Annotated in this window: 12 protein-coding genes and 1 tRNA gene; 8 read left to right on the top strand and 5 right to left on the bottom strand. The window is 57.8% G+C overall.

Annotation, left to right across the window (positions count from 1 at the left end):
* Positions 1-37: 37 nt before the first annotated feature.
* Positions 38-1,774, bottom strand: a complete 1,737-nt coding sequence (locus MLC70_RS15270) for a putative bifunctional diguanylate cyclase/phosphodiesterase (protein ID WP_345799559.1) — start codon at positions 1,772-1,774, stop codon at positions 38-40.
* Between the two features lie 100 nt (positions 1,775-1,874).
* Between MLC70_RS15270 and rep the strand changes: the two genes are divergently transcribed.
* The 4 genes from rep (at position 1,875) to MLC70_RS15290 (ending at position 6,950) form a co-directional block, all read left to right on the top strand.
* Positions 1,875-3,893, top strand: coding sequence for a DNA helicase Rep (rep, locus tag MLC70_RS15275; protein WP_248185247.1), 2,019 nt, complete (start codon positions 1,875-1,877; stop codon positions 3,891-3,893).
* A gap of 151 nt (positions 3,894-4,044) precedes the next feature.
* Positions 4,045-4,821, top strand: a complete 777-nt coding sequence (locus MLC70_RS15280) for a hypothetical protein (protein ID WP_248185248.1) — start codon at positions 4,045-4,047, stop codon at positions 4,819-4,821.
* Between the two features lie 15 nt (positions 4,822-4,836).
* A complete protein-coding gene (locus MLC70_RS15285; RefSeq protein WP_248185249.1) occupies positions 4,837-6,381 on the top strand; it encodes a galactose oxidase early set domain-containing protein in 1,545 nt (514 codons plus the stop codon).
* Between the two features lie 8 nt (positions 6,382-6,389).
* Entirely contained in the window at positions 6,390-6,950 is a 561-nt protein-coding gene (locus tag MLC70_RS15290) for a hypothetical protein (RefSeq protein WP_248185250.1), read from the top strand.
* Between the two features lie 52 nt (positions 6,951-7,002).
* Here MLC70_RS15290 and MLC70_RS15295 read toward each other — a convergent pair whose 3' ends face one another.
* Complete coding sequence (locus MLC70_RS15295) at positions 7,003-7,416, bottom strand: c-type cytochrome (RefSeq protein WP_248185251.1); 414 nt, start codon at positions 7,414-7,416, stop codon at positions 7,003-7,005.
* Positions 7,417-7,610: 194 nt separating this feature from the next.
* On the opposite strand from MLC70_RS15295, the gene MLC70_RS15300 reads away from it, so the two are divergent.
* Positions 7,611-7,943, top strand: coding sequence for a hypothetical protein (locus tag MLC70_RS15300; protein ID WP_248185252.1), 333 nt, complete (start codon positions 7,611-7,613; stop codon positions 7,941-7,943).
* 15 nt (positions 7,944-7,958) lie between these two features.
* The gene (locus MLC70_RS15305; protein ID WP_248185253.1) at positions 7,959-9,131 is read left to right on the top strand and encodes a phospholipase A; all 1,173 of its coding nucleotides are present in this window, start codon (positions 7,959-7,961) and stop codon (positions 9,129-9,131) included.
* A 146-nt stretch (positions 9,132-9,277) separates the two neighbouring features.
* Here MLC70_RS15305 and MLC70_RS15310 read toward each other — a convergent pair whose 3' ends face one another.
* The 3 genes from MLC70_RS15310 to MLC70_RS15320 all read right to left on the bottom strand — a co-directional run bounded on the left by MLC70_RS15310 (position 9,278) and on the right by MLC70_RS15320 (position 11,420).
* Complete coding sequence (locus tag MLC70_RS15310; RefSeq protein WP_248185254.1) at positions 9,278-10,630, bottom strand: phosphohexomutase domain-containing protein; 1,353 nt, start codon at positions 10,628-10,630, stop codon at positions 9,278-9,280.
* A 9-nt stretch (positions 10,631-10,639) separates the two neighbouring features.
* Positions 10,640-11,116, bottom strand: coding sequence for a bacterioferritin (gene bfr / locus MLC70_RS15315; RefSeq protein WP_248185255.1), 477 nt, complete (start codon positions 11,114-11,116; stop codon positions 10,640-10,642).
* 97 nt (positions 11,117-11,213) lie between these two features.
* On the bottom strand, positions 11,214-11,420 hold the full coding sequence (locus MLC70_RS15320; RefSeq protein ID WP_248185256.1) for a bacterioferritin-associated ferredoxin: 207 nt from the start codon (positions 11,418-11,420) through the stop codon (positions 11,214-11,216).
* 145 nt (positions 11,421-11,565) lie between these two features.
* On the opposite strand from MLC70_RS15320, the gene MLC70_RS15325 reads away from it, so the two are divergent.
* Entirely contained in the window at positions 11,566-12,108 is a 543-nt protein-coding gene (locus tag MLC70_RS15325) for a YaeQ family protein (RefSeq protein WP_248185257.1), read from the top strand.
* Positions 12,109-12,193: 85 nt separating this feature from the next.
* Positions 12,194-12,270 (top strand) — tRNA-Arg (locus tag MLC70_RS15330).
* Positions 12,271-12,624: the final 354 nt, after the last annotated feature.

Raw genomic sequence — 12,624 nt, forward strand, 5'->3', positions numbered from 1 at the left:
TGATGCGTTCTGGATCAAAGCGCAAAGGTACAGCGGCTTACTGCTGCAGGCAAGCAGCCTGGCCGCGGTTGCTCAGGAACTGCACAAGATCCTGCCAAGGCATGGGCCGGGCGTAGTGGTACCCCTGAATCTCGTCGCAATGTTGCTGGCGCAGGAACTCCAGCTGACCCTCGGTTTCCACCCCTTCCGCCACCACGCTGATCTGCAGGCTGTGGGCGAGGCTGATGATGGCGCGGATGATGTGTTCCGCATCGGCGGAATGCCCCAGCTCCTGGACAAAGGACTTGTCGATTTTGACCAGCGAAATTGGCAGATGTTGCAGATTGCTGAGGGAGGAGAAGCCGGTACCGAAATCATCAAGGGCAAAGCTGATGCCCAGCTGGTTGAGTTCCCGCAGACAACGCTGGGCGTATTCCGGATCGTGCATCATGGCACTTTCGGTCAGCTCCAGTTCCAGCAGGCTGGTGTCCACATTGGCGTTGAAGATGATGCGGAAAATGGTTTCGGTCATCTTGCGATCGTGGAACTGGCGGAATGACAGGTTGACGGCGAACACCAGCCCGGGAAAGCCGAGTTCGGCGGATTCCTGCAGCCGTTTGCAGGCCTGCTCGATCACCCAGTACCCGATGGGCACGATCAGACCGCTACGCTCGGCCACCGGGATAAACTCGTCCGGCCCCACCAGCCCCCGCTCTGGATGATTCCAGCGCAGCAGGCACTCGACACCACGCACCTCCTCCGTGGCCAGATCGATACGCGGCTGGTAATACAGCTCGAGTTCGCGGCCCCGCAGGGCGTTCCGCAAGTCCGCTTCCAGGCGCAGCTGGTAGCCGGCGGTGATGTGCAACTGGCGGTCATAAAACCGGTAACTGGTGCCGGGATCGCGTTTGGCTTCGAACATGGCACGATTGGCCCGGCGCATCAGGTTCTCCGGGCTGTCGCCGGCTTCCGGATAGGTCGCCACCCCCAGGCTGGCGCTGACCACCACGCTCTGGCCGTCGACGGTGACCGGATCATTCAGGGCGCTCACCAGCTTGCGGATGATCTGGGTAATATCGAGGGAGTCTTCCACCTTTTCCACAATGATGGCGAGCTCATCCCCGCCAATCCGCATCAGCGAATCGACCCGGCGCAGGCAGTGGCGTAGCCGTTCCGCGAGCTTCAACACCAGCTGATCGCTTTTCTGGTAACCAAACGATTCGTTAAAACTGCGGAAATCATCCAGATTCAGGTGCAGCAGGGCCAACCGGTGAGCGCCACGTTCGGCCCTCAGCAAAGCCTGCTGCAGGCGGTCGAAGAACAGGTCACGGTTGATGAAACCACTGGCCACATCGCGGCCAAGGTGGCCGAGCGCGGTTCCTGCCAACTGTTCCCGATACCACAGGCACTTGACCGAGCGAGCGAGGCCCCAGCCATCCAGGGTCTGACGACAGAGGTAATCGGTGGCGCCGTTGGCCAGCAGGTCCGGGGCACGCTCGGCACAGGGTTCGGCACTCAGGGCCAGCACCGGCTTGTCGTTGCTGGCCACGTGCAGGTAATCCAGGAAGGCCGCCTCGGAATCACCATGGAACACACAGTCCCAGAGGATCACATCAAAATGGGTGTTGCGGATCAGGTCATCACAATCGATCAGATCCGGACACCACACCATGTCCGGGACAAGTTCGCTGTCAGTGCGCAGCAGGGTCTGCATCCACAGGAAGTCGGTGTATTCCGGCGTCAACACCAGCAATCGCACCTGGCTGGAACTCATTGTTTCCATTGGAAGTGTCATCAAAAGCGCCTGATAATTCATCAAAAACAGCTGTCAGTTCCCCAAGGATAGCTGATAGATCGTCAAGGTACAGGGTCTGTTGCTGGTGTAGAATGCGCGGATGAACAAACTCAACCCCAGACAGAACGAAGCAGTGCGTTATGCCGACGGTCCCCTGCTGGTTCTGGCCGGTGCCGGCAGTGGCAAAACCAGTGTCATCACCCGCAAGATTGCCTACCTGATCGAACACCTCGGCATTCCCGGGCGCCACATTGCTGCGGTCACCTTCACCAACAAGGCCGCCCGCGAGATGAAAGAGCGGGTGGGCCGCATTGTTGATCGCAAACAGACCCGCGGACTGATTGTTTCGACCTTTCATAATCTTGGCCTCAACATGATCCGGGAGGAACACCCGCATCTGGGCTACCATCCCGGCTTTTCGATCTTTGACGCCGAGGATGCCAAGGCGCTGTTACAGGACCTGATGCTGCGGGAAGACAGCGCTGACGCCGGCGATGAACTGTCCGACGTGCAGATGACCATCTCCGCCTGGAAAAACGCCATGCGCGGACCGGAAGAAGCGTGGAGTAAGGCGGCCGATGAGCGCGAACAGCGCATCGCGCTGATCTACAAGCGTTACAACGAGTACCTGAAAGCCTATAACGCGGTAGACTTCGACGATCTGATTCTGCTGCCGGTGCAACTGTTCCGCACTCACCCGGACGTGCTGGCCAAATGGCGACGCAAGATCCGCTACATGCTGGTGGACGAGTATCAGGACACCAACGTGTGTCAGTACGAACTGGTCAAACTGCTGGTCGCGGAACGGGCGGCCTTTACCGTGGTCGGTGACGACGACCAGTCTATCTATGCCTGGCGCGGCGCACGCCCGGAGAACCTGGCGCAACTGAAAGAAGACTTCCCCAGCCTGAAAATCGTCAAACTGGAGCAGAACTACCGTTCCACCGGCCGTATTCTGCGCAGCGCCAACACCGTGATCGCCAACAACCCCCACGTGTTCGAGAAAGCGCTGTGGAGTGATCACACCATCGGCGAGGAGATCCGCATCGTGCGCTGTCGCAGCGAGGACGCCGAGTCCGACCGGGTGGCCACTGAAATCCTCGACCAGAAGCTGAAAAAGGGGCTCGCGTTCCGGGACTTCGCGGTGCTTTATCGCGGCAACCACCAGGCCCGGCTGCTGGAAATGAAACTTCAGGCTTACCAGATTCCCTATCGCATCTCCGGGGGGCAGTCGTTCTTTTCAAAAAACGAGATCAAGGACGCAATGTCCTACCTGCGACTGCTGATCAACCCGGACGACGATGCCGCTTTCCTGCGGGTGGTCAACGTGCCGCGCCGCGAGATTGGCCCCCGCACCCTGGAGCAGTTGAGTCACTACGCCCGCTCCCGCAACGTCAGCCTGTTCAAGGCCCTGGGGGACATGGGTGCGGAAACCCACGTCACCGAGAAGGGCCTTGACCGGTTACGACGCTTCGCCCATTGGGTGGATTACATCTGCGAACGGGTGCACCGGGAAGATCCGGTACCGGTGATCAAGCAACTGTTTACCGACATCGAATACGAGGAATGGCTGCACCAGCATTCCGGCACCCCAAAACAGGCCGAGCGCCGCATGGAAAACATCTGGTACCTGGTGGAATCCATCCAGCGCATGCTGGACGACGGCAAGGGCACCGCCGATGAGCTGGGTATCGAGGACGCCATCAGCAAGCTCATCCTGCGGGACATGATGGAACAACGGGAAGAAGACGACGATAGCGACAAGGTTCAGCTGCTCACCCTGCACGCGTCCAAGGGGCTGGAGTTCCCCCACGTGTTCATCATGGGGCTGGAAGAGGAAATCCTGCCCCACCGCGCCAGCATTGAGGAGGGCAACATAGAAGAGGAGCGCCGGCTGATGTACGTCGGCATCACCCGCGCCCGGGAAACCCTGACCCTCACCTACGCCGCCCAGCGCAAACAGTACGGCGAGAAAATCGAGACCATCCCCAGCCGCTTCCTCGATGAACTGCCGGAAGACGACCTGAAATGGGAAGGGCTGGGCGACCTTGATGTGGAGGCCAACCAGAAAAAAGGCAAGGCCACCCTGAGCGCATTGCTGGGGGACCTGGGTATTTAAACGACACTCTTTGTCGGACAATATTTCAAAAAACTGCCATACACGTGAAACTTTTTGTTACCCTCGAGCGTAAGGGTTAACGCGTAGGTGAATTTCGCCTAACCCTGTTGAAGTAAATTTCAATACAAAAACAAACGTCGAGGAACAAAACATGCACTGGAACAAGAACCTACTGTACCGGCATATCGCCCTTGCCCTGAGCACTGTGGCCCTGTCCGCATGCGGCGGGGGCTCTTCCGGAAGCGATGACAGCACCTCAACCACATCCCAGAACCAGGAATCGGCGGTCGCGGGAGATCAGGTGACGGCCACCGCTGAACCGAAACCGACATTCAAAGAAAACTACTCGCCGATGGGCGCGTTCAGCGAGCCTTTCGCCGAACCCACCATCATTGTGGACGGCGAAGTCGTGGAAACCGATGAGAAGTGCGTGGAAACGGCTGACGGCCTGGCCGAGTGCAAGCCCGCCGCAGGTACCATGGCACTCCTGAAAGACGGTCGTCTGCTTTACCTGAACGCCCTGGAAGGCACTGAAAACGTGGAGCTGTCCATCGTTGCCGAGTTCGGCGAAGTCTCTGTGAACGATCAGAGCCGGGTGCTGTCTCTGGGCGAAAATGATGAGCCCACCTGGCTCAAGCCTGATGTGCTTCGCGCTGGCGCTAACCCGGACGGTGCGGACAGTGAAACTCTGTTCAATAACACGCCGCTGGCGGTATTGGACGGCTTGCTTGACACCGCAGACAACACCGACAAGAACGACGGCGCCCTGTTCTGCTCAGACGTTATCGGTCTGGCTGATGGCAGTGTCTTTGCGGTTGGCGGCACCGATTATTATTCCGAACCCGGTATTGACGGCCTGCCTCTGGGCGTTGCCGAGCTGGAAGGCATCAAAAATTCCCGTATCTTCCACGCCGAGACCAACACCTAGACTCAAAGCGGCGACATGAAGTACGGTCGCTGGTACCCCTCCCTGGTTACTCTGCCGGACAGCAAAGTACTAGTCGCCAGTGGTGTTGAGAAGCTCCTCAAGCCAGTCTATCCCAGTGACCCGCTGAACAGTGGTCGCAACATTGCGCAGACAGAAGTCTTCGATCCGTGCACCGGCACCTGGAGCGTCAATCCGTCCACTGCGGACCGCTCGCTGCCACTCTATCCCCGCTTGCATTTGCTCCCCAACGGCCACGTTTACTATAACGCCGGTGGACAGGCCTTCAATCCCTTCGGACAGGCCTACGATCAAGCGCTGTGGAATATCGCTGCCACCTACAACCCGGCCGAACAGCGCTGGACAGACCTTGCTTACGCCGGTCTGCCGCTGGAGTTGGATGAAATTGGCCTGGGTCAACTGGCCAGCACGTTGAACGTGACTAACCTGTCACTGGAACAGGGTGCATCTCTGGTCGGCGACCTGGTCGGCTCAGCCGGCAACCTGCTGACGCTCGCAAGTGAACTCGACATTGATCCCGACACTTTGAAAAGTGCCATTGGTGGCGGGATGCGCGGCTCGACCTCGTCCACAATGCTCCCCCTCAAGCCCAATGAAAACGGCGAATACACCGATGCCGAATTCCTGACTGCAGGTGGCGTACCGAGCTATGCTCTGCTGACCAGCCCGGGCGGATATTTCCCCATCGCCCAGAGCCGGATCGATACGATTCGCACCGACGGCGATGAAGTCGACTACGAATCACGTTTGACCGGACCACTCAATCGGCCGCGCTGGTATGGCACCAACGTGCTGATGCCCGATGGCTCCGTCATGGTCTTCAGTGGTGGCGATCGTGACGGTGTGGTCGTGCCCGGCCTGGAAGGTCCGATCAAAACCGCGGAGCGCTTCGACCCCGAGACCAGCACCTGGACAGAAATGGCGTCTGGTATCCGTGCGCGGACCTACCACAATACCGCTGTGCTGCTTCCGGATGGCCGCGTCATGGTGGCAGGTCACTCTCCGATCAATACCGCGTACCTGCGGTTTGTCGACCTGCAAGAGTTCGGACTGGCACCGTATGACGGCCGGGATCCGAGCTTTGAGATCTACACCCCGCCGTACGCTATGCGAAACGACCGCCCAGAGATCCTTTCCGCACCGGAAACCCTGATGCCGGGTGATGAGTTCAGCATTCAGGTAGACCAGGCAGCAGAGATCGACAAGGTACTGCTGATCCGTCGAACAGTGATGACACATGCCGTTGACAGCGATCAGCGCGCCATCGAGCTGCCGGTGCAAAGCCGCAATGGTAATAACATTCGGCTGAAAATGCCCGAGAGTGCCAGCGTGACGCCAGCCGGTGCTTATATGCTGTTCGCCAGCAAGAACACCGAGGAAGGCCGGGTACCGTCGGTCTCTGCGCCAATCATGGTGCAAACCACTGGGTCTCTGCAATGCAGCGGCGGTATGCAGATGGTTGATGAGGGTGGCGATACTGACGAAGAGCTGCGTGACGGGCCGCTCTCTAATCTTCTTGGCACCCTGACCGGGCAGCGCTAGGAGGCGTCATGAACCAAAGTGATCAAAAGTCAGGCATTCACGGGATAGCTTCCGGCCTTTTGACTGCTGCGCTTTTGACCATGGCCGGGCCAGGGATGGCCCACGAACCCCCGGGTGCAGAAAATGTACCCGAGGGAGTAACCATCGCGACCATCGCCCACGAGGGCGATGTTGGTGGAATGAGTGCCATGGTGGTGGACGCGCCGCAGCCAGCTCTGATGATTCGTTACGACGGTGAGCAAGTGCTGACGGTCTACGATTCTGAGAACGAGCCTTTCTTACGCTTCACAGATAGCAGCGTACAGGCGCACGTCCACAGCGTAGACTGGCCAAATCTCCTTCAGAGCGAAGGATATGCGGTCGCAGAGGATACACATTGGGTGGAGGTCTCTGGCTCGGGCACTTTCGTGTGGATAGACTCACGTTTGTCTAAACCAGAGGTCGACCAGTCCGATGAAACCGCCCAATGGCGCATTCCCGTTCAACTGGGCGAACAGGAGGTCTCAGCCATTACAGGCCGGCTCACCTGGCGGCCAATCGTAGCCCAGTCCACGGATGATGGGCATTAATAAAAAAACCCGCCAGCCGGCGGGTTTTTTTATTAATACTTTTTCTTCACTTTCAATTTACTTCTGACACCATATATTCGACAGCCGCTTCAATGTCTGCATCGGAACAGCTGCCACAGCCGCCTTTGGCCGGCATAGCGTTAAAACCATTGATGGCATGGCTAACCAAAGTGTCTAAACCTTTCTCGACACGACCACTCCACGCCCCGGCATCACCCAGTTTCGGCGCGCCCGCAGCACCGGTATTGTGACAGGCCATGCAGGCCGCATCGTAAACTTCATTACCACTGCGGGGACCAGCACTGGCGCTGGCAACCGGCGCGGCCGCAGAACCGCAATCCTCACCCTGAACACACACCTCGCCCACCGGGGCGATGCGCGCACGAATTTCGTCTTCAACACTTGCCGTTACGGCACCCGCTGTCAGGCCAAAGCCAAGCAATACAGCAGCCAGGACTCTCTTCATCTTCACAATGCACCTCGCATCAGAGCGTTATAATAGTCAGACATTGCATTATAGCGATTGCGGCAAGGCAAAAAAACCAAAGCTCGAAATCGCCACTCGATTTCAACCGTTTTTATTGCCGTTTCGTAAGCATTCAAACGTTCAATCGCTATTGCGGTTACCATGGCATACGACCTTTCCCGGGACCAGGATTTATGCAACCTACTGAAAAAACGCCCCACCCGCTTCGCAAGCCTTTACTGGCGCTGGAATTCGGATCACTTGCCATCCTGCTGATCTCCATGGGTTATTTCTCCCACAAAGCCGAGTCTGCAAGTGCTCTCAATCCGGGCTGGCTCCTGATTCCGGCGATGGCGAGCCTGGCGGTCTTCTGCAGTTTCATCGGCCTGATGTATCTGCGGTGGGTCGCGCTTGCCGAAACCCGCGAGAAAACCCGGCACAAATTCGTTTTCTCACTGTTGGCCCTTACCCTGCTCGGCGTATGGTCCTATGGCATCTTCAACACCTGGGTCAGCCTTTCAGCCTAACAAGGACTTTCGCGCATGAACTTCTCATTCAGCAGCTTGCGGCACGCCTGCTCCCCGACAATGCCTCTCCTGGCGTTCTGCCTGTTACCCGCCCTCGGCCTCGGTCAGACCGATGGCAGCCCTGCAGATACGTCATTGCCAAAAGACCTGACACTGCAGGACTGCGCCCTGATTGACGACGGCATCCAGCGGCTGGCCTGCTACGACAGCCTGAATGACCCCGTGGAAGCCCGTGGGCAGGCTGAACAGAAAGACGTCCGCCAGGCCGAGGAGGCCACCGACACCTTTGCCTACGACGCGCTCGCTGAGGCTTCGGACGATGAGGTTCTGGTGGAGGAGATAGCCCGCGATTCGGAGGACGAGGACGACGGCGTGATGGCGGCACTGGTGCAACGTTACACCGCCGCGGAGAAGGCCGTGTTCTCGTTCTCCGGCAGCTTTGTCGGGCATCGGCCAACCTACATCCTGCCGATCACCTGGGTGGACACACCCAACGAGAGACCCGTCAGCCCGAGACTCGGCGAGACGGCGTATGACCACTCGCTCGACAACGAGGAAGCCAAATACCAGATCAGCTTCAAGGTGCCATTGCTGACCGGCTGGCTTGATGACCGCACAACCCTATGGTTCGGCTATACCCAGCAATCGTTCTGGCAGGTCTACAATACCGACGATTCCGCCCCCTTCCGGGAGACCAATTACGAGCCGGAGATTTTTCTGCGTTATCAGGCAGACTACGACCTTGGCCCCGGCACACTGAGCGGCCTCACGGTGGGCTTTAACCATCAGTCCAACGGTCAGTCAGAGCCCCGCTCACGCAGCTGGAACCGAATCGTCGGGTCGGTGGGCTACAGCTACAACCGCTGGCTGTTCCTGTTAAAGCCCTGGTACCGATTGCCGGAGAGCGACAGCAAGGATGACAACCCGGATATCGAGCGTTTTCTGGGGCATGCGGATTATCTCGCGGTTTATAAGCTGACAGAGGATCGCACCCTCTCCCTGAAGCTGCGCAACAATTTGCGCTCGGAGGACAACAAGACTTCGGTGGAATTCGGGTACAGTTTTCCCATGGGGGATACGATCAGAGGGTTTTTCCAGTACTACAACGGCTACGGGGAGAGTCTGATCGACTACAACGAGCGGATTCAGCGGGTCGGGGTTGGCATTATGCTAAACGACTGGCTGTAGACCTTGTTCAAGACCAAGCGAAACGACACCTTTTCCTGAAACACGCTCAAGCACATCCATGTGGCGCTTGGGCTCCGCCATCCATGGCTCCGCACAGTTTCAGGAAAAGGTGCCGTTCCGCTCGGCCCCGAGCTCTTATACAAGCCTCAGGTATTCAACCTGTCCATTTCCGCCAGCAATTCGGCGGTTTTGGCTTCCATCAACGGGATATCCCCGCGCGACTCCACGTTCAACCGCACCACCGGTTCGGTGTTGGACATCCGCAGGTTGAAACGCCAGTTGTCGTATTCCACGCTGAGGCCGTCTACATGGCTGACGTTTTTGGCGCCAACGCTGTAGGCCGCTTCAATGGCAGCGATGACTCTTGGCGGTTCGGCGATTGTGCGGTTGATTTCGCCGCTGGCCGGGTAGGCTTCGATGCGGGCGTCGATCAGGGAGGAGAACGGCTGGCCGGTCTGGCACAGGCGTTCGGCGATCAACAGCCAGGGAATCATGCCGCTGTCGCAGTAGGCGAAGTCACGGAAGTAATGGTGGGCACTCATCTCGCCGCCGTAGACCGCGTCTTCGTCCCGCATGCGCTGTTTGATGAAAGCGTGGCCGGTTTTGCTTTCGATGGCTTCGCCGCCGGCCGCTTTGACCAGATCCAGGGTGTTCCAGGTCAGGCGCGGGTCGTGGATGACTTTGCCGCCGCCGGTCTTGCGCAGGAACTGGTCCGCTAGCAGGCCGACGATGTAGTAGCCCTCGATAAAGCGTCCGTTTTCGTCGAAGAAGAAGCAGCGGTCGTAATCTCCGTCCCAGGCAATGCCCATGGCGGCGCCGCTGGCTATGACGGCATCGGCGGTGGCCGCGCGATTTTCCTCAAGGATGGGGTTGGGCACGCCGTTGGGGAAATGGCCGTCAGGCTGGTGGTGCACTTTGACGAACTCGAACGGAAGGTGCTGTTCCAGTTGGTCGATCACCAGACCCGCGCCACCGTTCCCGGCATTGACCACGATCTTCAGCGGCTTGAGCGCAGCAGCGTCAACGTAACCCAGAAGGTGATCCACGTACGCGGACATCACTTCCAGCGCCTCGTAGCGGCCCTGTCGGGGGGCATCGCCGAACGGTTCCGGCACTCGGTCGCGAATGTCGTTCAGGCCATTGTCCGAGCTGATCGGGCGTGAATCCGGCCCGACCATTTTCATGCCATTGTGATCCCGGGGATTATGGCTGGCCGTTACCATGATGCCACCGTCCATCTTGTAGTGGCTGGTGGCGAAATACACCTGCTCGGTGCCGCACAAGCCGATGTCGAAAACATCAGCCCCCGCGGCCATGAGACCAGAGCTCAGGGCTTCGCTGATTTCCGGGCTGGACAGGCGAATATCATAGCCTACGATGACGCGTTTCGCGCCGGTGACTTCCACATACGCACGGCCAATACGCTCGGCCAGGATCGGGTTCAGCTGGTCCGGAACACGACCCCGCAGGTCATAGGCCTTGAAACAGGACAGGTCCATTGTCGGGTGTTACTCCGCGGCTTCTGATTGCAGTTGGATGTAATTCTGGATGCCCATCTGGGAAATCATTTCCAGCTGGGTTTCGAGCCAGTCGATGTGCTCTTCTTCGCTGTCCAGAATGCTGCGGAACAGTTCACGGCTGGTGAAGTCCTGTACCGTTTCGCAGTGGAGAATGGCCTCTTTCAGGTCAGTGTGGGCCAGGTGCTCCAGTTTGAGGTCGCAGGAGATCATCTCTTCCACGTTCTCGCCAATCAGCAGCTTGTTGAGATCCTGCAGGTTGGGCAGCCCTTCCAGAAACAGAATGCGCTCGATCAACTGATCGGCGTGCTTCATTTCATCAATGGACTCTTCGTATTCCTTGGCGGCCAGTTTGGTGATGCCCCAGTCCTTGTACATGCGCGAATGCAGGAAGTACTGGTTGATGGCGGTGAGCTCGTTGGCGAGCACCTTGTTCAGAAACTGGATGACTTTCTTGTCGCCTTTCATGACGGGTCTCCTGGATGAATGAGCAATTCCAACAAGGATAGACCTTTGTTCAGGGAGAAAAAATCACAATTGGGAAAAGCTCGCAGTAAGCGCGATGTCAGGCGGGCTGAGCAAGCATGTTTGCCATGGCCAGATAGTCCGGGGTGCGGCTTTCACGCAGAATTTCCCGCGCGGTACAGGCGCAGCGGCCGCACTGGGTGCCCACACCGAGCTCCTTGCCCAACTGGCGCATGGAACTGATGCCGTTATCGGCGGCTTCACGGATTTCACGGTCGGTTACGCCATGGCAAAGGCATACATACATACGAATCACTCACTGCCCAATGAAAGATAGTGATAATTATTGTTATTTGCATGCAGAATTGCAAGCCCTTTGATTAAAAACTACGCGAGATTGCATTACACTGGCGGTCATCATTCAGATCCATCGACCAACGCAAGGAAGCCTTATGGCGCTCAAGGCCACCATCTTCAAAGCCACGTTGAACATTGCCGACATGGACCGTCACTACTATGCGGACCACCACATCACCCTGGCGCGCCACCCCTCCGAGAACGACGAACGCATGATGAGCCGGCTGCTGGCGTTCGTGCTCAATGCCAGTGAGGATCTTGAGTTTACCAAGGGGCTGAGCACGGACGATGAACCCGAGTTATGGCGGAAATCCCTAAGCGATGAGATTGAACTCTGGATCGAACTGGGGCTGCCGGACGAAAGCCGCCTGCGCAAAGCCTGCAACCGCTCACGCCAGGTTATCCTGTACACCTACGGAGGACGCGCGGTACCGCTGTGGTGGGAAAAACACCATAACAAGCTGACGCGATTCAACAATCTCACCATCATCAACCTGCCCACCGCACCGATCGAAGCCCTGGCTGCCATGGTCGAACGTACCATGAGCCTGCAATGTTCCATCCAGGACGGCGAGGTCAGCATCGGTAACGAGGACTCACTGGTCAGCATCACGCCGGAACCGCTGCACCCGGCCTGAAAACAACCTGTGACGGGGCTGGACAGACACCCGCTGCGCACGTAAGATTGCGCACTCGAAATTGACGCAACAGCAGCGATTTCAAGCGCCCGTAGCTCAGCTGGATAGAGCGCTGCCCTCCGGAGGCAGAGGTCAGAGGTTCGAATCCTCTCGGGCGCGCCATAAATATCAAGGACTTGCGTGAGAACGCCAGTCCTTTTTTTTGGTCTGTGCCCAAACGGTGCCCTAACAGTGCCCTAAAATTTACGGCGACAGGATCAGCTCCTAACATTCTGACCTTTGCACTGCCCTCCTCTAACCCTACTCGGGCACCGAAAACCTCCCTTCATAGAGTGCTCATTGCAGCAGAAACCTCGACATGGCCAGGACTTTGCCCACACCCAAATCAATCTTTCTAAACCCGCGGACTAAACCATCAACAAACGGTCGTTTGTTGGAGGCCTAGCCCCTTCGTACGAAAACCTGCAATTTTTTGTTGTTTTGTGTCCAGAAATCACGTACAAAAAACTATGATTA

Origin of the sequence: Marinobacter goseongensis (assembly GCF_023156235.1) — a bacterium.
GTDB lineage: Bacteria > Pseudomonadota > Gammaproteobacteria > Pseudomonadales > Oleiphilaceae > Marinobacter > Marinobacter goseongensis.